The sequence below is a fragment of the Sporosarcina soli genome, assembly GCF_042655805.1.
Classification (GTDB): Bacteria; Bacillota; Bacilli; order Bacillales_A; family Planococcaceae; genus Sporosarcina; species Sporosarcina soli.
In genome coordinates this window covers 192,934-216,035 of sequence record NZ_JBHSNO010000005.1, presented here as the reverse complement: position 1 = coordinate 216,035, position 23,102 = coordinate 192,934, and the positions used below count along the sequence as shown (strand labels likewise).

The 23,102-nt window shown below is 45.3% G+C and carries 23 protein-coding genes; 22 read left to right on the top strand and 1 reads right to left on the bottom strand.

The genetic code is table 11. From position 1 onward, the window contains the following. Nucleotides 1-68 precede the first annotated feature (68 nt). From ACFPRA_RS05385 to ACFPRA_RS05335, 11 genes are all read left to right on the top strand, one after another. A complete protein-coding gene (locus ACFPRA_RS05385) occupies nt 69-581 on the top strand; it encodes a hypothetical protein (RefSeq protein ID WP_381431500.1) in 513 nt (170 codons plus the stop codon). A 95-nt stretch (nt 582-676) separates the two neighbouring features. Continuing rightward, nucleotides 677-1,135, top strand: a complete 459-nt coding sequence (gene fur, locus ACFPRA_RS05380) for a ferric iron uptake transcriptional regulator (RefSeq protein ID WP_381431498.1) — start codon at nt 677-679, stop codon at nt 1,133-1,135. Nucleotides 1,136-1,246: 111 nt separating this feature from the next. Next, nucleotides 1,247-2,146 (top strand): site-specific tyrosine recombinase XerD, encoded by a 900-nt coding sequence (xerD, locus tag ACFPRA_RS05375; protein ID WP_381431496.1) that lies wholly within the window; start codon nt 1,247-1,249, stop codon nt 2,144-2,146. Between the two features lie 44 nt (nt 2,147-2,190). Further along, on the top strand, nt 2,191-3,384 hold the full coding sequence (gene deoB / locus ACFPRA_RS05370) for a phosphopentomutase (protein ID WP_381431494.1): 1,194 nt from the start codon (nt 2,191-2,193) through the stop codon (nt 3,382-3,384). A gap of 14 nt (nt 3,385-3,398) precedes the next feature. Next, complete coding sequence (locus ACFPRA_RS05365) at nt 3,399-4,697, top strand: pyrimidine-nucleoside phosphorylase (RefSeq protein ID WP_381434744.1); 1,299 nt, start codon at nt 3,399-3,401, stop codon at nt 4,695-4,697. Between the two features lie 445 nt (nt 4,698-5,142). Then, nucleotides 5,143-5,496 carry an anti-sigma factor antagonist gene (locus tag ACFPRA_RS05360; RefSeq protein WP_381431492.1) on the top strand — a complete coding sequence of 118 codons (354 nt, stop codon included), beginning with the start codon at nt 5,143-5,145 and terminating at the stop codon, nt 5,494-5,496. Next, complete coding sequence (gene spoIIAB / locus ACFPRA_RS05355; RefSeq protein ID WP_381431490.1) at nt 5,486-5,932, top strand: anti-sigma F factor; 447 nt, start codon at nt 5,486-5,488, stop codon at nt 5,930-5,932. The genes ACFPRA_RS05360 and spoIIAB overlap by 11 nt, the downstream gene beginning before the upstream one ends. A gap of 3 nt (nt 5,933-5,935) precedes the next feature. Then, nucleotides 5,936-6,724, top strand: a complete 789-nt coding sequence (locus ACFPRA_RS05350) for a SigF/SigG family RNA polymerase sporulation sigma factor (RefSeq protein ID WP_381431488.1) — start codon at nt 5,936-5,938, stop codon at nt 6,722-6,724. A 3-nt stretch (nt 6,725-6,727) separates the two neighbouring features. Continuing rightward, complete coding sequence (locus ACFPRA_RS05345; protein WP_381431486.1) at nt 6,728-8,176, top strand: spore germination protein; 1,449 nt, start codon at nt 6,728-6,730, stop codon at nt 8,174-8,176. A 319-nt stretch (nt 8,177-8,495) separates the two neighbouring features. After that, nucleotides 8,496-9,824 carry a diaminopimelate decarboxylase gene (gene lysA, locus ACFPRA_RS05340; RefSeq protein ID WP_381431484.1) on the top strand — a complete coding sequence of 443 codons (1,329 nt, stop codon included), beginning with the start codon at nt 8,496-8,498 and terminating at the stop codon, nt 9,822-9,824. Between the two features lie 442 nt (nt 9,825-10,266). Beyond that, the gene (locus tag ACFPRA_RS05335) at nt 10,267-10,629 is read left to right on the top strand and encodes a GNAT family N-acetyltransferase (protein WP_381434741.1); all 363 of its coding nucleotides are present in this window, start codon (nt 10,267-10,269) and stop codon (nt 10,627-10,629) included. Here ACFPRA_RS05335 and ACFPRA_RS05330 read toward each other — a convergent pair. Continuing rightward, nucleotides 10,626-11,174, bottom strand: a complete 549-nt coding sequence (locus ACFPRA_RS05330) for a DUF309 domain-containing protein (protein WP_381431482.1) — start codon at nt 11,172-11,174, stop codon at nt 10,626-10,628. The genes ACFPRA_RS05335 and ACFPRA_RS05330 overlap by 4 nt on opposite strands. A 349-nt stretch (nt 11,175-11,523) precedes the next feature. Here ACFPRA_RS05330 and ACFPRA_RS05325 point away from each other — a divergent pair, with 349 nt between their 5' ends. The 11 genes from ACFPRA_RS05325 to ACFPRA_RS05275 all read left to right on the top strand — a co-directional run bounded on the left by ACFPRA_RS05325 (nt 11,524) and on the right by ACFPRA_RS05275 (nt 23,038). Beyond that, nucleotides 11,524-12,273 (top strand): segregation/condensation protein A, encoded by a 750-nt coding sequence (locus ACFPRA_RS05325; RefSeq protein WP_381431480.1) that lies wholly within the window; start codon nt 11,524-11,526, stop codon nt 12,271-12,273. A 1-nt stretch (nt 12,274) separates the two neighbouring features. Then, nucleotides 12,275-12,886 carry an SMC-Scp complex subunit ScpB gene (gene scpB, locus ACFPRA_RS05320; protein ID WP_381431478.1) on the top strand — a complete coding sequence of 204 codons (612 nt, stop codon included), beginning with the start codon at nt 12,275-12,277 and terminating at the stop codon, nt 12,884-12,886. Nucleotides 12,887-12,891: 5 nt separating this feature from the next. Next, nucleotides 12,892-13,884, top strand: coding sequence for a D-alanyl-D-alanine carboxypeptidase family protein (locus ACFPRA_RS05315; protein WP_381434739.1), 993 nt, complete (start codon nt 12,892-12,894; stop codon nt 13,882-13,884). Nucleotides 13,885-14,040: 156 nt separating this feature from the next. After that, entirely contained in the window at nt 14,041-14,772 is a 732-nt protein-coding gene (locus ACFPRA_RS05310; protein WP_381431476.1) for a pseudouridine synthase, read from the top strand. A gap of 381 nt (nt 14,773-15,153) precedes the next feature. Next, nucleotides 15,154-15,690, top strand: a complete 537-nt coding sequence (gene resA / locus ACFPRA_RS05305) for a thiol-disulfide oxidoreductase ResA (protein ID WP_381431474.1) — start codon at nt 15,154-15,156, stop codon at nt 15,688-15,690. 18 nt (nt 15,691-15,708) lie between these two features. Further along, nucleotides 15,709-17,367, top strand: coding sequence for a cytochrome c biogenesis protein ResB (resB, locus tag ACFPRA_RS05300; RefSeq protein ID WP_381431472.1), 1,659 nt, complete (start codon nt 15,709-15,711; stop codon nt 17,365-17,367). Further along, a complete protein-coding gene (gene ccsB, locus ACFPRA_RS05295; protein ID WP_381431470.1) occupies nt 17,367-18,551 on the top strand; it encodes a c-type cytochrome biogenesis protein CcsB in 1,185 nt (394 codons plus the stop codon). The genes resB and ccsB overlap by 1 nt, the downstream gene beginning before the upstream one ends. 201 nt (nt 18,552-18,752) lie before the next feature. Then, nucleotides 18,753-19,472, top strand: coding sequence for a response regulator transcription factor (locus ACFPRA_RS05290; protein ID WP_381431468.1), 720 nt, complete (start codon nt 18,753-18,755; stop codon nt 19,470-19,472). Next, the gene (locus ACFPRA_RS05285) at nt 19,465-21,249 is read left to right on the top strand and encodes an ATP-binding protein (RefSeq protein WP_381431466.1); all 1,785 of its coding nucleotides are present in this window, start codon (nt 19,465-19,467) and stop codon (nt 21,247-21,249) included. Before ACFPRA_RS05290 ends, ACFPRA_RS05285 begins: the two co-directional genes overlap by 8 nt. Nucleotides 21,250-21,294: 45 nt before the next feature. Continuing rightward, complete coding sequence (gene sigX, locus ACFPRA_RS05280) at nt 21,295-21,822, top strand: RNA polymerase sigma factor SigX (RefSeq protein ID WP_381431464.1); 528 nt, start codon at nt 21,295-21,297, stop codon at nt 21,820-21,822. A gap of 1 nt (nt 21,823) precedes the next feature. Further along, nucleotides 21,824-23,038 (top strand): Clp protease/crotonase-like domain-containing protein, encoded by a 1,215-nt coding sequence (locus ACFPRA_RS05275; protein WP_381431462.1) that lies wholly within the window; start codon nt 21,824-21,826, stop codon nt 23,036-23,038. Nucleotides 23,039-23,102 lie beyond the last annotated feature (64 nt).

Sequence of the window (23,102 nt, the reverse complement as noted above, 5' to 3'; positions counted from 1 at the left end):
GGCTCCCCTTTGGTAGGGGGAAAGCTGTTGTCCATAAAAGCGGGACAATCTATGCGGAGGTGCAACCTATGGTCCGTTCCCTATCATTTATCCACTTATTTATCATTCTTGCGGTCGGTTTTATCGGGGGCGCCCTGTTGTTTCGGGAAATGCCTACATCTGTCATTGAAAAAGTGATCTTGTTTTATGATGGTCGAGTTGTACAAGGTCATGATGTCGGATATAGCAGATCGATTGGAACGACTGCATTCTTTTTTGTGTTCGTGTTTGTGCTGTCGGCCTTTGAGAAAACCCGATTTATGGTTCTTTTTCTAGGGGCGGTGAAATGTGTCCTTTTTGGCTTGTCTTCATCTTATCTGATTAGTTCTGGCGCTAAGATGATGGTGTATTCGATTTGGTGGTTTCCATTCCAATTCATCGGTTGTTTGCTTTTTCTTGTCTATTGTGCGGTTCTACATCCTCCTTTTTTCACACGTCCGACAATCGGAAAAAGTAGAAATTTGCGCCCGTTACCACTGCTAATCGGATTATCCGTTGCTGTGTTGGCGAGTGAAATTATTATTTTTCAGTTCATGTCGTAGTGGGAAAGCTCTTGTAAAGTGTCAAACTGTTTCCTTTCTGTTGTCAGAAGGAAAGTCCATTTGCTATAATGGAATCAGTTTGAGGGGGGCGTCGTATGGAGAGCCGAATCGATCGGATAAAAAAACAATTGCATGGTGCGAGCTACAAGCTGACACCACAGCGTGAAGCGACGGTTTTGGTCCTCCTTGAGCATGAGGAAGACCACCTAAGTGCAGAAGATGTGTTTTTGCTAGTTAAAGAGAAAGCACCGGAAATCGGGCTTGCAACCGTTTATCGCACACTTGAATTGCTGACAGACCTTAAAATTGTTGAAAAAATCAACTTTGGTGACGGAGTATCGAGGTATGATCTTCGGCAAGAGGGTGCTGCCCATTTCCATCATCATCTGATTTGTCTTGAATGTGGAACAGTAGATGAGATTAAGGAAGATCTTCTCGGCGAAGTTGGAAAGATCGTTGAGAATCGATTTGAGTTTGCGATTAAAGACCATTGGCTAACGTTTCATGGCATTTGTAAAAGGTGTAAATCTGACACGGAAGACCGTGAGGATTGAAAAAAGGGATGGCGTGAAGCTATCCCTTTTGTCGTTGGAGAATGTCTCGAAGCGCTCGAAAGGAGGCAAGGAATTGTTCTACGTAAAAAATGTGACCATTTCCTGCAGCTTATGAAGAGTACACGTTTTGTTCTTGAAGATTATATGCATTTTCTACAAGTGGAAAGGCAATTATCAGGGAATACACTCGTTTCTTACCGGAGAGACCTTGAAGAATATTTAGATTTTGTGGAAGAGCATCAGTTTAAAACAATGGATGAAGTGGATCGGATAGCGATTGTGGATCATCTTCGCCGGTTACAAGAGAGCGGGAAATCGGCACGGACGGTGTCTCGGCATATTTCCTCAATTCGGTCGTTCCATCAGTTTCTCCTGCGTGAGAAAGTGACTGCGCAAGATCCGACTGTCCATTTGGAATTGCCTAAACTCGAACAGAAATTGCCGCGTGTTTTGTCGATGGACGAAGTTGGTAGATTAATTGATAGGCCAGATCGTTCCAAGCCTCAAGGGGTTAGAGATCATGCATTGTTGGAAATCCTGTATGGTACAGGGATGCGTGTCAGTGAACTGATCGGGCTGGATATGGACGATATTCACCTATCGATGGGATTCGTCCGTGTTTTCGGGAAAGGGGGAAAAGAACGGATCATCCCTCTTGGTGGCAAAGCGATTGCCGCTTGTCGAACATATATCGAGGAAGCGCGCCCCGTCTTTGTCGCGAAAAAGAAAAATACCGATGCTTTATTTGTCAATATGCGCGGCTCCAGGTTAACTCGCCAAGGTTGTTGGAAATTATTAAAGGGGCATGCGTTGGAAGCGGGTATACAAAAACAAATGACACCGCATATATTGCGACATTCATTTGCCACCCACCTGATTGAAAATGGTGCAGATTTACGGGCTGTTCAAGAAATGCTTGGGCATGCTGATATTTCCACGACACAAATCTACACGCATGTCAGCCGTTCTAGATTAAAAGAAGTATATGTTAAATTTCACCCGAGAGCGTAGCAAATTTGGAGTGAAAACGGATTCATGGTAGGAGGAATAACAATATGGGAAAAGAATTATTCAAGCGTGTCCACCTGATTGTACTTGATTCGGTCGGTATCGGTGAATCACCGGACGCCCACCTATTCGGAGACGAAGGTGCAAATACATTAGGACATATCGGAGAAGCGATGAAAGGTCTCCGTATGCCGAATATGGGGAAACTTGGGCTATCGAATATCGAGGAAATTCAAGGTGTCGAAGTGGCAGAAGAGCCTCTTGCCTGCTTTGGAAAAATGCAGGAAGCGTCTGTTGGGAAAGATACAATGACAGGCCATTGGGAGATTATGGGTCTTAATATTGATAAACCGTTTAAAGTCTATCCGAACGGCTTTCCAGCAGAACTCATTGCTCAACTTGAAGAACGGACTGGCCGTAAAGTAATTGGCAACAAACCGGCAAGTGGCACAGCCATTTTGGATGAGCTAGGGCAAGAGCATATGGAAACAGGTGCCCTGATCGTCTACACATCTGCCGATCCTGTATTGCAAATCGCTGCGCATGAAAATATTATTCCGCTGGAGGAGCAATATCGTATTTGTGAGATCGCCAGAGAATTGACACTTTCACCGGAATACTTGGTCGGTCGGATCATTGCACGTCCGTTCGTCGGGGAACCGGGCAATTTTAAACGTACGACAAACCGTCATGATTATGCGTTGAAGCCATTCGGACGGACAGTTATGAATGAGCTGAAGGATGCGGGGAAAGAGGTCATTGCGGTCGGCAAGATTTCGGATATATTTAACGGAGAGGGCATTACGGAATCGGTTCGGACGACAGGCAATATGGATGGTGTCGACCAGCTCTTGAACGTGATGAATCAAGATTTCGCTGGTCTTAGTTTCACGAACCTCGTGGATTTTGATGCCTTGTACGGCCATCGAAGAGACCCGATTGGCTATGGAGAAGCGCTGCAAGATTTTGACGGACGTTTGCCAGAGATTATAGATGCCCTGCGTGAGGAGGATCTGTTGATCATCACGGCGGACCATGGCAACGACCCTGTCCATGCGGGAACAGATCATACGAGAGAATATGTTCCGCTTCTCGTCTATTCGCCATTATTGAAAAAAGGCGGCGAGATTCCGCTGCGAGAAACCTTCTCGGATGTCGGTGCGACGATCGCTGATAACTTCAACGTGCCATTGCCGGAATTCGGTGAGAGTTTCTTACCTTTATTAAAAGAAAAGGTGTGATGACAGTGTTTAGAATGGTTGATGTAATCGAGAAAAAACGCAATGGTGAAAAGCTTACGAACGAAGAAATCACTTTTTTTGTGAACGGCTATACCGACGGATCCATTCCCGATTATCAAGCCAGTGCATTTCTCATGGCCATTTACTTCCAGGGAATGGATGCAGAAGAACAAGCCTCGTTGACGATGGCGATGGTCGAAACAGGAGATCAGATCGACCTTTCCAGCATTAAAGGCATAAAAGTGGATAAACACTCTACTGGTGGCGTGGGCGATACGACGACTTTAATCTTGGCGCCTTTGGTAGCGGCTTGCGGGGTGCCCGTTGCAAAAATGAGTGGCCGAGGCCTTGGTCATACAGGTGGGACGCTCGATAAGCTTGAAGCGATCGATGGATTTCATATCGAGTTGTCCGAAGCGCAGTTTGTGAAACAAGTGAATGATCTTAAACTGGCGGTGATCGGTCAAAGCGGGAACTTGACACCTGCAGATAAAAATCTGTATGCACTGCGCGACGTGACAGCTACAGTCGACAGCATCCCGCTAATCGCAAGCTCCATTATGAGCAAGAAAATTGCCGCAGGAGCGGATGCCATCGTTCTCGACGTGAAAACGGGCGACGGTGCTTTCATGAAAACAGTGGAAGAAGCGAGAGCGCTTGCAGAATCGATGGTTGCAATCGGCAAGCAAGTCGGCAGAAATACGATGGCGATCATCTCGGATATGAGCCAACCACTCGGGTACACAATCGGCAACGCCTTGGAGGTAAAAGAAGCGATCGAGACATTGAAAGGCCAAGGACCCTCTGACCTGACGGAACTTTGTCTCGTCCTAGGGAGCAAAATGATCGTAGCCGGTGGCAAAGCAAATTCCCTCGAAGAGGCCCGGACAATGCTCGAATCGGTCATTGCAGATGGGTCTGCCCTGGAGCTGTTCGGCAAACTGATTGAAGCACAAGGCGGGAACGGAAAAATCATACAGGATACTTCATTGTTGCCAACTGCAACTTATCAGATCGAAGTGCCGGCTCCAACTTCAGGCTACATTGCAAAAATGGAAGCGGATGATATCGGAGTGGCAGCGATGCTTCTCGGTGCCGGCAGAGCGACAAAAGATGATGAAATCGATTTGGCGGTTGGCATCGTGCTAACTAAAAAAATTGGGGATACCATACAGCAAGGCGAGCCGCTTGCCATCATCCATTCAAATACGCAAGACGTCGAACGTTCCATCTCACTTATACAAAAACATATTACCATCTCCAACGATCCGGTTAGCAGTCCACAACTGATCGGCGAGATGATCACTGGTTGAAAAAAAGCTCCCCCATTCACCTGAATCACACAGGGAATGGGGGAGCTTTTTTGATCGGAGTTAATCAGGTGTATTTTAAGTGCTCATAGTGATGTTGTTGGGGCTCCAACTTTCGCGCGGGAGCTCATACCTATGCTATTCACGCTCAAACTTCCGCGCAATTGCTCAAACATATGTAGTCCTCGTTCAAACCTTCATCCAAATGCTCATAACTCCCCCTACCTATGTAATCGCTCATACTCCAAATTCTAACTTTAATCCCTTCTCGTTTCATTTTCTATTTTTTATCCTAAATGTGTAAATCGTTTACAAGATGTACATACTTTCAACAGTAAAGGGCATTGTCGAAAATTAAGAAGTTTGCACGCTCGATGACTAGTTCTGTCAGGAGAGAGGGTTCGTCCCTTCTGATGTGGAATATTCCGCTAGAAGGAGGGGGTTCAGCATGGCTGACATCGAAATATTAGACAATGGTATTTTAGTTGCGACGTTGCGCGGAGAATTGGACAATCATAAGGCAAATCGCATCCGGGCGCAAATTTCTGCTTCCATCTTCACTGGGCAAGTTCGTGCGGTAATTTGGAACTTGGAAGGGCTTGGGTTCATGGATAGTGCCGGGATTGGACTAATTTTAGGAAGAATGCGCGACTTAGCGCCAACTGGCGGAGAAACACTTATTTTAAATCCATCGACTACGATGGAGAAAATATTCAATTTTTCCGGTCTGGGACCCAATATCAGACATTGTACGGTCGACATGGCGATCGGGGAAATCGGAGGGGTTTTACATGAACAATGAAATGACATTATCATTCGTCGCAATTGAAGAAAATGAAGCTTTGGCAAGGATGGCGATGACTTGTTTCATCACGCCTCTCGATCCAACGATTGAAGAGATTTCAGAATTCAAAACGATTGTATCAGAGGCGGTCACGAACGCCATTATTCACGGGTATGAATGTGATGGGAAAAGTATCGTGACATTGCACGCAGTCATTGAGGACAATAAAGTCGTCATGACGATCAGCGATGAAGGTGCTGGTATTTTTGACGTTGAACAGGCGATGGAGCCGATGTTCACGACGCGTCCATTCATGGAGCGTTCTGGGATGGGTTTTACGATCATGGAAAGCTTTGCCGACAGTTTGACTGTCGACTCCGTACTAGGGAATGGAACAGTCGTCAAGTTCGAGAAAACATTTTCTCCCGTAACGGAAGCAAGCAGAATGGGGTGACTTATGGACGCGTCTGTTGAAGTACAAGCCACTTTGTTGACTCAGGAGAAAATGAGGGAACTGATTCAGTTCTCGCAAGAAGGCAACAAGGAGGCGCGTCGAATGATGGTGGAAGGGAATACGCGCCTCGTCTGGTCCATTGTTCAACGGTTTGCTTCCCGTGGTGCCGATCCTGAAGACTTATTCCAAATCGGTTGTATCGGGCTGATGAAGTCGATCGATAAATTCGATCTGACCTATGACGTTAAATTTTCGACCTATGCCGTTCCGATGATTGTTGGCGAAATCCAACGTTTTCTCAGGGACGATGGGATGGTGAAAGTGAGCCGGTCGATTCGAGAACTCAGTTTCAAAATACGTCATGCCACGGATGATTATATTAAGAAACATGGCAAGTCTCCATCAGTTTCGGAAGTGGCGGCAGCATTGGATGTTCCGGTCGACGATATTATTTTGGCATCTGATGCATTGCGTGATCCGGCTTCGCTTCATGAACAATTGTATGAGAGTGAAGGGGACAGTTTGACACTCATGGATCAGTTGCGGGATGACCGTTCTGAAAGAGTATTTGATCATATACCGCTACGTGATGTCATTTCGAAGTTAAATAAAAGGGATCAGACCATCATTTACATGCGGTATTATTTGGACTGCACACAAAGTGACATCGCGGAGCGCATTGGCATCTCACAAGTTCAAGTGTCCCGTCTCGAAAAGAAAATATTAGCCCAATTGAAATCATGGATGGGGGCTAATGCGGAGGAAAGTATTGTAAAAGTGAGGACGGATTAGAAAATGAAACAATTATTCCATTCAATGGAAGAAGCAGAAGAGTGGTTTTATAGTCGTTTTGGAAAAGACAAAACATTCGATGCCACTGTGAGATCCGTACATCTTTGGGGGATGCCTGTCTTACTGCTCTATATTAATGGACTGGTAGACGGTGCAACCATTACGACATTATTAACAGAAATGCAAGCGAATACAACAAGGCCGGAAGAAGAAGGGGACGGAGCAGATCAGTTCCTCTCCTTTTTTCCTTATCATGCGGTCTCCGATATTCAAGATGCTGATGAATTGTTGACGGCCATTTTAAGCGGACAAGCTGCTTTTGTCACACCGGAAGGATATGCCTTCACGATCGATATCCGGAATTATCCCGGCAGGCAACCCGATGAACCGGACAATGAAAAAGTGGTCAGGGGTCCAAGAGATGGCTTTACGGAAAACCTAATTCAAAATACAGCGCTTATCAGAAGGCGACTCCGTACTGAAGACTTGCGATTTGAAATGCACAAAGTGACGTTGAACGGGAAAACGGATATCGCCATCACTTATATGCAAGGCGCTGCGAATGAAGGGAATCTCGACTATATCCGAAAGCGGCTCGATGAAATCGAACATGATGGATTGACGATGACAGATAAATCGCTGGAAGAGTTTTTATTCAAGCAGCGTTTTCATCCGATGCCGTTTGTCCGCTTCACGGAGCGTCCGGATATTTGTGCAGCGCACTTGTTGGAAGGGCATATCGCCATCATTGTGGATACGTCGCCATCCGTCATTCTCGTACCGGCAACAATGTTTCATCATTTGCAACATGCTGAAGAATATCGACAAGCGCCACTGATCGGAACGGTTGTTCGGCTTATTCGTTTGACAGGCTGGATATTGAGCCTTACAATTTTGCCATTCTGGTATTTGGTGGCAACGAAACAACAGTATTTACCCGACTTTCTAAGTTATATCGGGCCGAAAGATATAGGGGAAATTCCGTTGTTTGTTCAACTTCTCTTCGCGGATATCGGAATCGAAGTACTTCGGATGGCCGCCATCCATACGCCGACCCCGATGTCGACCGCCATGGGGCTCGTTGCAGCTATTGTCATCGGACAGGTAGCCATTGACGTAGGCCTATTCACCCCGGAAGTTGTCCTATATGTTGCGGTCAGTGCTATTTTCACATTTGCGATTCCCTCTTATGAACTAAGTCTGACGACAAAGATTTTTAGGATTTGTATACTGTTGGCAACAGCGTTGTTTGGTGCGGCAGGTTTTTTCTTATCAATCGCTGTTCTTTTTTACTATTTGTGTACGCTGCATCCGATGCGTGTGCCTTATTTATGGCCGCTTGTCCCGTTTTTCCCACGTGCGATGGTGCGCGTTCTTATCAGGTTCCCGATGACTATGGATGTCCCACGGCCCTATATTACGGATTCGCCAAACCGAGATCGTGTATCATAGATTCCGTCTAGCCTCCGGGCGTCAGACGCTCGGAGGCTCAAAGGATGTGAGTTAGGCAGTCGTTGCCAATCAAACGACGAAGGGTTTGATTTGCCTTAATTTCTGCGTCCTTTGCAGAAATTAAGGCAATTTCAGGACGCGGCGAACTTAGACTGCGCTCCTAGATAGCAATCCTGCTGTGCGACAAAGGACGCCGCTTCGCAGGCTCGTCTTGTGCCTGTCGCATCTAAACAGGCGCCCTCCGCTTTTGTTTATATTGCCCTACCCTACGCTGTTATGATAAAGTTTACTGTATCTAAGTTCGGAAGGGGTAGGCATTATGCATTTATACGGAACTCAAACAGTTAATGGAAAAGGCCATCTAACGATTGGCGGAGTCGATACGGTGGATCTTGCCCATACGTATGGAACGCCGCTTGTCGTCTATGATATTGCCTTGTTCCGTGAACGGGCGCAAGCTTTTAAAGAAACGTTCAACAATGTCGGGGTTCGTGCTCAGGTCGCCTATGCGAGTAAAGCTTTTTCATCAATCGCCATTTATGAGATTGCCAACCAGGAAGGTCTTTCTTTGGATGTCGTTTCCGGTGGGGAATTGCATACCGCGGTTGTCGCAGGCTTTCCACGGGAACGGATCCATTTTCACGGCAATAATAAAAGCTTTACGGAGTTACAATATGCGTTCGATGAAAAAATCGGTTGCATTGTCATCGACAATTTCTCAGAAATCGCATTAGTGAAGGAAATTGCAGAATCCCGTCAAGAAAAAATGAATGTGCTCATCCGGGTGACACCTGGAGTGGAAGCGTCCACGCATGATTACATTACGACAGGACAGGAAGATTCGAAATTCGGTTTTGATCTAAAAAATGGTCAGACAGATAAAGCATTCCGTCAACTCCATGATCATCCGTATATCAAGTTGTTAGGCATGCATTGCCATATTGGATCCCAGATTTTCGAGACGGATGCGTTCCGCCTTGCTGCTGAGGCTTTGATGGAGAAAATGATCGTGTGGCGGGATGACTATGAATTCGTTTGTGAAGTGCTGAATTTAGGTGGAGGCTTCGGGATCCGCTATACCGAAGAGGATCAGCCATTGAATCCTTCTGCGTACGTTGAAGAAATGGCTGAAGTAGTCCTCTCGTTGACACGTACTCACAATTATCCGTTGCCTGAAATTTGGATTGAGCCAGGCCGATCACTCGTAGGAGATGCAGGCACATCGCTTTACACGGTTGGTAGCATGAAAGAAGTGCCAGGCGTCCGTACATATATTGCAGTTGATGGTGGAATGTCGGATAATATACGCCCTGCGTTATACGGTGCGAAATATACGGCTGTCACGGCGAACCGGATGGATGAGTCGCATGAAAAACAAGTGACGATTGCCGGAAAATGCTGTGAATCGGGAGATAAACTTATCGAAGAAGCCCATCTTGTAGAACCTGCTGAAGGTGACATCATTGCTATGTTCTGTACAGGTGCCTACGGCTATTCGATGGCGAGCAATTATAATCGGCTTCCAAAACCGGCTGTTGTATTCTGTGAAAACGGCCATCATCAGCTTGTCGTCCGTAGGGAGACGTATGAAGATGTTGTCCGGCTCGATATACCTTTACAATCGGTCGAACAGTTGGAGAAAATATGAAGAAGAAACGCAACGTTCTCCTCTTCCTGATTATCGGAGTTGCGGCAATCATGTGGGGAGCGGTATACTGGTACTTTGTTCAACCGTTAATTGATCCAAGGTGAATGGACACCGCTTAACTTGACTCAGCAGAAATCCCCCACCTCTATAAATAGCGGGATGAATGCCGAAAATGCCTTTCAATCTGAGGGAGTTCAACTCCCTGCTGATTCAAGTTAAACCTCCGGCGGACGTCACGGATTTTGAAAGGACTTAATTGTGGCTATCTAAGTGCCTTAATTTCTGCAAAGGACGCAGAAATACGGCGAATCGAACCCTTTGCTGTTCGATTCGCAATTCAAAATCCGGACGCAATTACGCCGAGGCGTAATTGATCATTGAGAAATCGCAGTCGATCGATATAGATTGACAAAGGATTTTCAGAAAAGAAGGGATTCAAATGATGCTTGTACGTTATAAAAAAGCGAATGAAAAGATTGCGATGGGGCTGCTTTCGTATATGCCTGGTGAGAAGACTGTGAAGAAATTGCAGGAACTGATCCAGCAGTATGAAACAGACGATCGCTGGCAGCTCTATCTGTTGAAAAAAGAAGATGATTTCATCGGCTTAGTCGGAGTCGAAATGGGTGAAGACGATTATACATTACAGCATCTTTCCGTCAATCCTTCTTTCCGTAGTGAAGGAATCGGGAAGGAAATGGTGAAGAAATTGCAGGCGCTTTTTCCGGGCAAGGAATGTTTAGGTACCGAAGAGACGGAGTCATTCATACAGAAATGTAAGGAAACAGAAGAAGGAGCAGATTAACGACGTCTGCCCTTCTTCTTTTCTTCGTTCAATTTCTTTCTTTTCTCCACGCTATTATGACGCTCAAGAAGAATATCACTGCGGTCTCGTAGCATATGTTTATGAATGATTGCATCGCTTCCAAATGGAAGAAGCTCCATTGTTTGTGATGCTTCATCGATAAGCCTTGCGAGTTGGGGAGATTCGACGATGATTGAAAAAGGTTCAAAAGGAAGGCCTTGTTCCAATCGATCCACAACGTTCTGGGTATTCTTTAGTAGCTGGACCAGATCGATTTCTTGTGCATAGAGTGACGATTGCTGACCGGTTAGTTGAAACTTGTTCAACGCTTTGCGAATCGTACGGAAAGCGCCGGTCGTATTGCCTCTGCGCCAGTGGTACATGCCTGTTGCCAAAAGGATATAAGCGGTCAAAGGGTGTTCTTTATTGCCATTCGGCAAAGACTTCCAATACTCTTCCAATACTTCATGGCACTCGAAATAGTCTTGATTCTGATTGAAATAAACCATAAAATTTACGAATAATGGATGTTGGTACGGATGCATGTCATCAGTCCTTTCATTTTTGCCAGCAGAAGAGTCTCATCTTCATCGTGGCGATTTAAATGCAGTATTGTTTACTGTTTAGAGAGTGTTCAAATACCCGCTGGACAAGGGGAACGTAGGCTGAGTTCGCCACTTCCTGAAAGTGCCTTAATTTCTGCAAAGAACGCAGAAACAAGGCAAATCGAACCCTTCGCTGTTCGATTGGCAACGCCTGCATTACCAGCATCCTGTTGGCCCAAGCCTCCGGCGGATGTCACAGATTTTGAATCGAGCAAGCTCGATTCAAAATCTGGACGCAATTACGCCAAGGCGTAATTCATTAGCAAGAAATTGAGGTAGGTGTCGAAATATGTCATATCAAGTGAAACTAGAAGTTTTTGAAGGACCACTCGATCTATTATTGCATTTAATCAACCGACTTGAAATTGATATATACGATATCCCGATGGCTGAACTGACGGCACAGTACATAGAACACCTTCAAACGATGCGTGTGCTACAGCTAGATGAATTGAGTGAATACCTTGTTTTGGCAGCAACATTGCTGGAAATCAAGAGCAAGATGCTTCTCCCGGTCCATGAAGGAGAAGTGTTCGATGATGAGCTGGATTACGATATGGAAGAAGATCCGCGTGATGAGCTTGTTGCGAGATTGATTGAATATCGAAAATATAAAGAAGCGGCAACCAGTTTGAAAGAGAGTGCAGCGGAACGATCTGTTCATTTTACCAAATCGCCTGCCGATCTGTCGGAATTTGGGGAAGTCGTACCTAGTCATTCAGAAGAGCCTTTGAATGTTTTTGATTTGATCGGGGCATTTCAAAAAATGTTGGACCGGAAACGGTTGAAAGCGCCGTTAACCGCTCACATTTCGAAAATCGAAATATCTGTCGGTGAAAAGATGGACGAAATTTTGGCAACACTTGAAAGAGGCGGCGGAAAATGTGATTTCTATTCCCTTTTTGAGAAAGGGGATACGCCGGAACTGGTCGTTACCTTTCTATCGTTGCTCGAATTAATGAAACGTCGGGAAATCATCGTTGAACAGCATCACAATTTTGATGACTTGACCGTATCATTCAAACGTGAGGAGGATTGAAATGGAGAACGATGCCCGTTTAGCCGGAATGATGGAAAGTTTTTTATTTATTGCCGGAGATGAAGGATTGTCTGTCGAACAATTGACCATCCTAACAGAGTGTCAAGAAGAGCATGTCTTAGCGGCAATCGAACGATTGCGGACAAGTTATGACGAGCGGAACGATAGCGGAATCACGTTAAAGCTGCTTGGCGGGACGTACCGTCTTGTGACCAAAGCGGAATTTGCGGATGATTTGAAACGCCTTCTGGAAAATCCGACTCCGAAATCCATGACACAAGCATCCCTTGAAGTGTTGGCGATAATTGCGTATAAGCAACCCGTGACGCGAGTGGAAATCGATGATTTGCGAGGGGTCAAATCGGAAGGACCGATCAGCACGCTCATTGCCAAAGGGTTGATCATGGAAAAAGGACGTTCCGAAGGGAGTGGACGAGCGATTCTATACGGCACAACGGATTTGTTTTTGGATCGTTTCGGATTGGAGTCACTCGAAAGATTACCACCACTCCTACAGGAGGAAGAAGACGAAGCGGGTGAAACAGACCTGTTCATGACAAAATTCCAAGAAGCGTTTGCAATGGAAAACGACGAAGGAGGAGACGATCTTTGAAACGGATGATGGTAGTCGTCCTGTTTTTATCGATGTTGTGGAGCACTGGAGTGAAGGAAGTTTCAGCGGACGGTCAAGCATGGGCGGTTATTGATGCGGATACGGGGCGGTTATTGGAAGGACATAACGAAAATGTCAGGCTGCCGATTGCCAGTCTGACGAAAATTTGGACGGCCTTCACATTTCTGGAAAGTGGAGCGACGGACGAAGATATCCTGATTTCCCCGCAAGCAGCATCTGCAGAAGGATCGTCCATCTATTTAAAGCAAGGCATGTCCGTCGATTCGGAAGCGCTGCTATATGGCTTGATGCTTCGCTCGGGAAATGATGCAGCTTACGCTCTGTCGGAACACGCCGGAGGGTCGATGGAAGGTTTCGTCGATCTGATGAATGAGAAAGCGATTGTGTATGGCTTGGAAAATACTTATTTTACGAACCCATCGGGGCTGCATGATGAAAAGCATCTTTCCACCGCGTACGAAACCGCGCTCATGATGTCCTATGCGATGGAAAATGAAAAGTTCCGTGAAATCGCCTCCGCCAAAAATTATGTGTACGAAGGAGATGAACAGACGTATAGCTGGCGCAATAAACATCGTCTGCTCCATTATGAACCAACTGCGATCGCCGGCAAGACCGGATTTACGAAAGCAGCAGGAAGAACATTAGTGACATACTTTGAAAAGGACGGAAAAAACATCGTCGTCGTTACGTTGAACGATGGAAACGATTGGAATACCCATCAGGAATTGTCGGCCAAAGTCTTCTCCGATTATAAACGGGTCACCGTTGCGAAAAAAGGGGTCTACGCATTGTTGCCGGGAGTGGAGGCCGAATTGAAGACGCCGATAGAATTGCTGTTGAAAAAAGGCGAAAAGGGACAATTATCGAATGTCGCTCATATACCACGTGGAAACAGCAAAACAAGTACGGGGCTATGGACCGTGTCATTAGGAGATCAGGTGTTGGCTGCTCAAGAAATCATTATTGAAAAATAACGGTGCATTTGAGCAGTATAGAACAACAACTTTCGACAAAATGCATGCAAATGTGTCAATTTCAAGAAGACTGCCTCCGAAAAAGGACAGTCTTCTTTTCATTTGCCTCAAAGTATGACATACTTTTTTTACAGAATGAAGGACGGGGTGAAACAGTTGGAAAGATTACAAAAGGTGTTGGCACAAGCAGGTGTCGCATCACGAAGAAAATCAGAGGCGCTCATTTTAGATGGAAAAGTAAAAGTCAACGGTGTCGTCGTGACCGAACTTGGTACAAAAGTATCCAATGCGGATCGGGTGGAAGTGGAAGGCGTTGAACTTGTAAAGGAATCATATGTTTACTATCTTTTATATAAGCCTAGAGGAGTCATATCGACAGTGGATGATGAAAAAGGTCGAAAAACGGTGCTGGACCTATTCCCACACGTTGAAGAGAGAATCTTCCCAGTCGGGCGCTTGGACTATGATACATCGGGTATCATCATCATGACCAATGATGGAGATTTCTCCTATCTGATGACGCATCCGAAATTCGGCATTAAGAAAAAGTATGTCGCGAAAGTTAAAGGCATTCCGAATCGGGAAGCGCTCAAAAAACTGGAACGTGGCATCGATTTGGAAGATGGCAAAACGGCTCCTGCACAGGTGAAAATGCGGACAGTCGATAAGAAGACAGGGACAGCGCTGATCGAAATTACGATCCATGAAGGGAAGAACCGTCAAGTACGCCGCATGTTCGACGCAATTGGCTGTCCCGTTCAGAAGCTGCGCCGGGAATCTTTTGCCATGTTGACGACACACGGATTGAATGCAGGCGAATCACGGGAATTGACGACCCATGAAGTGAAACAACTACGGGTGTTAGCGCAAACAGGAAAGATTGGCTGAGCCGGATTCGTAAGCGCCTCACATCATTATTTAAATGGCGAAACGTTCACAATCCTTTCATTTCTCATGTGTGGGTACCCATACCGGTTTGGTATAATGTAGGGTGAATTAACTTGCTTCAGCTACAGAAGTCCCCTACATTCATGAGTGATGGGATAAATGCTAGACATGCATTCAATTCAGTGGGGGTTCAAACCCCGGCTGAATCAAGTTAAAGCCTCCGGCGGATGTCACAGATTTTGAATTGCGCTTATCTAAGTGCCTTAATTTCTGCAAAAAACGCAGAAATTAAGGCAAATCGAACCCTTCGCTGTTCGTTTCGTAATTCAAAATCTGGACGCAATTACGCCGAGGCGTAATTGATCTTATTGTCAGGAGGAAATGAACTTGGTCAAAAAGAAGAACAAAAACTTGCGTCTCGTAACAAGGACAATTGTTTTGTTACTGCTCGTGTCAGCGGTTGTCTATACGATTGCCTCAAAAGATACCGTGAAAGTGTTAGCTGTCGGTGATAAGGCACCTAACTTTGAACTTATCGATTTAGAGGGAAATAAACATCGCTTGTCCGATTATAAAGGCGAAGGCGTTTTCCTGAATTTCTGGGGCACATGGTGTGCACCGTGTAAAAAAGAAATGCCGTATATGGAAAACCAACATCAAGCTTTTGAAGATAAGGGCGTCCATATTTTAGCGGTCAACATACAGGAATCGCAATTGAAAGTTGAAACGTTTAGAGATCAGTACGGTTTGACATTCCCGATCGCGATCGACAAGGATAAGTCTGTTATGGAAGCTTATAATGTCGTGCCGCTTCCGACAACGGTTTTGATCAATAAAGACGGGAAAATTGAACAGATCATTACGAGGGAAATGACTGAGGATGAAATCATCTCATATATGGAGAGCATTCAGCCTTAATGAAGGAGAACAAGCAATATGAGCAAAATCAAATGCCAGTGCGGTCATGACAACCCATTCGGTACAGTGCTCTGTGAGCGATGTGGAAGGCCGCTAACCGAAGAGGCGAAAGAAAGTAAGCTCGTTGATATGCGTTATGAAGGATCGGCAAGAAGGTCACAAACGTATAAACGGTCGATCATCGATAAAATCTGGAATTTCTTTTCAAGCGTCAAAATCGGGATTAGCATCATTGTCGCTGTTTTAGTGACATCGGCAATCGGAACCATTTTTCCACAGAAATTATATGTACCTGTATCGAATATGGCAAATGAAGCTGAATACGCAGCCTATTATGAACGACTCTACGGAATTGTCGGTAAAATCTATTATAATCTTGGTTTCCATGACATGTACAATAGCTGGTGGTTCATCACACTGATCGGGATGCTCGGTACGTCCATCATCATCGCCAGTGTAGACCGTGTCATCCCACTTTACAAATCCTTGAAGAAGCAACGGACGAAACGGCATTCTTCCTTTATGAAAAAGCAACGGATCTACGGGGAAGGTACTATTGAAAATCCGGATGATGCGCTATTCAAGGCGGAAAAGAAATTGAAAGAACTCCGCTACAATGTCAAAGTGGAAGACGGTGCGATCCTTGCGGAAAAAGGACGGTTCTCCAGATGGGGTCCTTATGTTAACCATACAGGTCTGATCATTGTCCTATTAGGCGTCTTGCTTCGTGGTGTACCCGGTTTCTATGTTGATGAAACGATGTGGATCCGTGAAGGTGAAATGCGTTCGATCCCAGGTGCCGAAGGGTATTATTTGGAGAGTAAGGATTTCATACTTGAAAACTATACGAAAGAGGAAGCGGACGAAGTGTTCGGAGAGGCGCTTGATCGAGTCGGTCAAATACCTAAAAATTACCAGACTGATGTGGCGCTTTATCAAAAGCCGAAAGGGGAACTTACCGGGACTCAAGATCTTGAATTTGTCAAAGACTATTCTATCATCGTCAATAAGCCGTTGAAATTTGACGGTTACAATGTATTTCAGATGGATTACCGTCTGGACGAATTAAAATCGATGACGTTCAAATTGACTGAAAAAGCGACAGATCGCTCATTTGGCGAATTTACAGTGGATTTGATAAATCCAGCGCGGACATATGAGCTTGAAGATGGTGCAACAGTCACATTGAGCGATTATTATCCGGATTATGATGGCATTGAAAACGGTGAACCGATATCGAAATCACCGATTCCGAACAATCCCGCATTCATCTTTAAAATGGTGACACCGGACAAGCCGGAAGGAGAGATGAGCTTCGTCGCCATCCGTCAAACGCTTGAGACGGAAGTCAATGAGTATAAAGTCAATTTCGTCGGTGCAGAGACACGGGATATTTCGGGTCTGACCATACGGAAGGACAAAACTTTATATATCCTGCTTCTGGGAGGCATCATTTTCATGATCGGTGTTGCCCAAGGATCCTACTGGAACCATAGACGAATCTGGATTCAAAAAGGTTTGGACAACGAACTTCTCCTAGCCGGTCACACGAATAAAAACTGGTTCTCCTTGAAAAAAGAACTGGATCAAGTGAAAGACTTTGCACAGTTGCCAGCCTATGAAGACAGGCAGGACAAGGAATCCAACTCGGAAGATAAGGAAGGGGTACAAGCATAATGGATCTTGCATCGTTAAGCGCCAATTTGCTTTTGGTTTCATTTATCGCTTACCTTGTCGCTACGCTATTTTTTGGCGGTGCGGTAAAAGGGGCAAAATCGGAAGCATCTTATAAGAATAATCGATCAGGCAAAATCGGGATTATCATTACCATCATTGGATTCATCACCCATCTAGGCTATTTCATCACACGATGGATGGCCTCGGGACATGCCCCGGTCAGTAATATGTTTGAGTTTATGACTGCATTTGGCATGATGCTCGTCGGTGCATTCATTTTGCTGTTTTACTTGTATCGGACGCCCTCACTTGGCTTATTCGCATTGCCGATCGCGATTATCATCATCGGCTATGCCAGCATGTTTCCAAGGGAAATCACGCCGCTTATTCCAGCACTCGTAAGCCATTGGTTGACGATTCATGTCATCACAGCTGCACTCGGTGAAGCGATTCTTGCGATCAGTGCGGTTGCAGGACTTGTAATCTTATTGAAACATGTGGATTTGACAAAGAAATCGAAACAAAGCTTCTGGTTGGAGGCGGTTATGTTTACGCTTGTTCTCGTTGTTGGTTTTGTATTGTCTTCAACGTTCTTCAAACTGACGGGATATGAAGCACAATTCAACTACATCGATAAAAATGATCAACCGGCAACGATCGAGTACAATAATCCACCGTTATTCGGAATGCATCAGTATGAAGCATTGACACCGGATGCAATGACGCCTTGGGCTGAAATGCCGGCCGTCGTCAATGCGAAAACGATGACGACATTTGTTTGGTCGGTACTAACAGGAATTATCTTGTATTTGATTTTGAGATTGATCATTCGCCGACCGGTTGCCGCATTGTTCCAGCCATTTGCGAAAAAGGCGAATTCTCAGCTGATGGACGAAATTGGCTATCGCTCTGTCCTTATCGGCTTCCCAGTCTTCTCATTAGGAGCGCTTATATTTGCCATGATCTGGGCACATGAAGCTTGGTCAAGGTTCTGGGGCTGGGACCCGAAAGAAGTATGGGCACTCATCACTTGGTTATTTTACGCCGCATTCCTCCATTTGCGTCTATCACGCGGTTGGGAAGGCGAAAAATCTGCATGGCTTGCGGTTATCGGTTTTATCATCATCATGTTTAACCTGATAGCGGTGAACCTGATTATCGCCGGCTTGCATTCATATGCATAAGTAGAACAGCGCTTGAAGCCTGGGCTTAAATACGAACTGTACGGTTGTTGTTTAAAGCGCCGTACAGTTTTTTTGTTCACTTAATTGGTAGTTTCGTCTTAAGATTGTCACGTCTAGATGGGCCGTAATCGCTTTTCGGTTTCCTTTTTGAACAACGACTTGTACAATGGAAATAGAAGCAAGTGGAAAGGAGCTAGAGTTGTGGAAGAAAAAGTAACGCTATTAGTGGTGGATGACGAAGACAGAATCCGCCGTCTCTTAAATATGTATTTGACGCGTGAAGGCTATGAAATCGATGAAGCAGTTGATGGGAAGGAAGCGGTTGAAAAAGCGCTCGCCAACCACTACGACTGTATTTTGCTTGACTTGATGATGCCGGAGATGGATGGGCTTGAAGCTTTGCAAGAACTGAGAGATAAGAAAATCATGACACCTGTCATTCTGTTGACTGCTAAAGGGGAGGAATCAGATCGGGTGACCGGTTTTGAGACGGGCGCGGATGATTATATCGTGAAACCGTTTAGTCCGCGTGAAGTGGTCCTGCGGGTGAAAGCCATTCTTCGAAGATCGGTTGCTTTCCCAGGAGCCGCCGCCGCATCAACTTCGAAGGATTTGGTTGTTTTCCCACAGTTGACGATCGATCATGATGCGCATCGTGTGACCGCTGAAGGAAAAGAAGTGAATTTGACACCGAAAGAATATGAATTGCTCTATTTTCTTGCAAAATCTCCCGACAAAGTATTTGATAGGGAGCAACTATTGAAAGAAGTATGGCATTATGAGTTTTTTGGTGACTTACGGACGGTGGATACACATGTGAAACGGTTACGCGAAAAGCTGAGCCGTGTTTCCGATCGTGCCGCCAAGATGATCGTGACCGTTTGGGGCGTCGGGTACAAATTCGAGGTCCCGAATGAATAGAATATGGAATTCAATCGTCGGGAAGCTATGGGCAACCATATTGCTTCTCGTTTCCTTTGTTCTATTTATTGTCACGGCGTTGCTCCTTGAATTTTTGGATAATTTCCATACGAACCAGGCGGAGGACTCACTGCGCCGGGAAGCAGCGATCATTGGGAAATTAGTGCTCGATCATAAAGACGAGTCATCTTTGCAGGTGATCATCAATGATATCCTCGATAACGAGACGAATGCGATGATTATCGGAGAAGATGAAGAAGTGAAATATGCATTTCATAGTGGACTGAATCAAGAACGGATTGAAAAGAAAATTTTGAATGACTCGATGTTGTTTCCGCCGTTGAAAAAACAAAGCCCGGTGTTGAAAGAGATGATTCTGCCGTCCATTACGGAAGAAGGTGTGATGGAACAATTCATCGTTATCTCCTACCCATTTGCGGCCGATGCGAATATACAGGGCACTGTTGTAATTTATCAAAGTTTGGAAGCGATCCATCGTACGACGAAAAGAACGACGCATATCGTATTTTTATCTGCATTTATCGCTTTTATTTTAACGACGATTTTTGCTTTCTTTTTATCGACACGCATTACTTCTCCGTTACGTGATATGAAACGGGCGGCATTTGAATTATCAAAAGGCAATTTCGATACCAAGTTGCCTGTCCAGCAAAACGATGAAATCGGACAGCTTGCTACAGCCTTCAATCAGATGGGCAGACAATTGAAGTATCATGTCGAGTTGATCAGTCAAGACAAAGAACAGCTGTCGAGCATTTTGACCTCGATGACAGACGCGGTTATCACTTTCAACAGGGATTACACGATTTTGCTAAGCAATCCGCAGGCGGAGCGACTGTTGCAAAACTGGTACTTTAAAAGCGGGGCGAAGGAAGATCGGAATCCGATTCCTCCAGAAATCTTCCATATGCTTGAACATGTCATTACATTTGCAGAGGAAGTGGAGGATGAATTGGAATTGGGCGGTCAGTTCTATGCCATATCCATCAGTCCTTTGTATAGCGGGAACAGTATCCGTGGAGCGGTCGCTGTGTTGCGAGATATGACGGACCAGCATAAGCTGGAGAAGCTGCGATCCGATTTCATCGCAAACGTTTCCCATGAGCTCAGGACGCCGATTTCCATGCTACAAGGTTATAGTGAAGCCATTATCGATGGAGTCACGGCGAATGACGAAGAACGGAATGAAATGATCCAAATCATTCATGATGAATCGAAGCGGATGGGTAGGCTCGTGACGGATTTACTAGATCTAGCAAGGATGGAATCGGGACATATGCGGCTGTATAAGGAAGATTTGTCGGTCATTCCGTTCCTTAGCAGGATTGTTAACAAATTCATGCAAGTGGCACGTGATGCGCATGTGGAATTGGCCTATGAATTTCCAGAAGATGAACAAATAATGATGCATGTCGATGAGGATCGGTTGGAGCAAGTATTTACGAATCTGATTGACAATGCGATTCGTCACACACAAGAAGGGGGACACGTCACCTTGCGTGTTGAAAAATATGCTGACGCGGTTGAAATCAATGTGACGGATACCGGAGTGGGCATTCCCGTGGAAGATTTACCTTATATTTTCGAACGATTCTACAAGGCGGATAAAGCGAGAACAAGAGGAAAAGGCGGAACAGGCTTAGGGCTTGCCATCGCCAAGAATATTATCGACTCCCATGGCGGAACGATTACAGCTGCCAGAGGGGAAGTTTGCGGTACGAAATTCAGTTGTATACTTCCACTTAAAAAATTGTAACTATTTAGCTTGAATAACGACTAATTTATTGAACGGGGGGATTTCATGGACGACTCCGTTTTCCATCGGCTTTATGAACAGTACCACCAAGATGTGTTCAAGTTTCTTATCTATTTGACGAGAGACCGTGATCACGCTGAAGATCTCATGCATGAAGTGTATGTGAGGGTGCTGCGTGCATATGCCGGTTTTGAAGGGAAAAGTTCCGAAAAGACATGGCTTTTTTCAATTGCGAAAAATGTGGCGATTGATCATTTTAGAAAAAATGCAGTTCGTAAAAAGCATCTTTTTGATAAATTCGATTGGGAAACAAGTGAGCTCGTTTCGACTGGAACCTTGCCGGAAGAGCTAGTGACGCTTAGCGAGGACATGAAAGAACTATTACAAGCATTGAACACTTGTACGGGAGATCAAAAGATGGTCATCATTATGCGTTATTTCCAAGACTTGTCTATTGCAGAAACAGCAGACATCCTCGGCTGGACAGAAGGCAAAGTGAAAACGACGCAACATCGCGCCATCAAGTCGCTACAAAAGAAATTGAATGCTCGGATGGTAGAAAGGGGGGGATGAAATGGCTGATAATGAGTGGAATGACAACAAGATTGAAGAACTCCTTGGCGCCATGCCCGATGTTCAAGATAAGCGATCGGAGTCCGATATTTTAGCGCGCTTAAAGCAAGACGAACGGCTACAGCAAGTTCCCCGAAGGAAAAAACGAAAGGGATGGATGCCTGTATTGGTCGCAGTCGCCGCCTTGCTCATGATTGGGATACTTGTCCCATCTATGCTCCGCCAGCAGGATGGGGCAATGTCGTCGAAAGAGTCATCGGATGCAATGACGACGAGTGAACGGGCGGACATTCCCGTGCAGGATCATGCCGGTGAGGAGACTGCTTTATTCAGAAGTAAAATGGAAAAGGAAGATGCTTCTACGTTTTCCGCAATTCAGATGGATACAACAAGCTATGTTGTGCTTCCCGATGATCTGAATGGCATGTACCCGTTTCGAATCGGTTTGACACAAGCGGCCATTAGCATCCCGGTGACATTCCTTCTAACCGACGAGCGGGTGAAGACTGATTTTCCGGATGGAGAACCAGATAGCGTTGCCCTTTATCATCGATATGCAGCTGAAATCCCTGAAACAGATTTCGGATTCGATGACTATCATCCTTATGTTGGTGAAGTGACATTGGAGGGCGATACAGTCGTCCATCAAGTGCCGGAAGGTCATATGTATGATCGGTCTTCAGCAACGCTAGAGGTCTATAATCACTCTATCCAGGATACGTTTATGGATCATGCTCAATTTAAAACAGTCGATGAGCGTGGGGAGTTGGCGAATTTTGATCAAGTAGGAAAAACGACTGTCAGGAATATAGAGGCCGGGAAGAGCCCGCTACCATATTACAAATATGTCATGCCTTCCGGACAAATCTATCTCATACCGTATAATGCGGAAACGACGGACACGGTGGAGCAAGCTCTGTTGGCTATGAAAGATGTCCACAATGATATCGTGGAAACAGTCGTGCCTTCAGACGTCACCTATAAAGTGCAGGAAGAGAATGGGGTGGCTGTCATCACTTTTGACCGTCCCCTTGACTTAAATGCGCTCGCACCAGATGAAGCGAACGCGATGATCGAGGGCTTCATGTTGACCGCAAGCAATTACGATCAGCAAGTCCGCTTGAAAAATAGCGTTCAAACACATTTTGGCAAATATGATTTGACAACCGCATTACCGGAACCGCTCGGCCCCAACCCGATCCCTTTCCCAGGATGAAAAAAGTGCCTTGTAAACAATCTTGTTTACAAGGCACTTCTTTTCGTATATAATCGAATTGTAA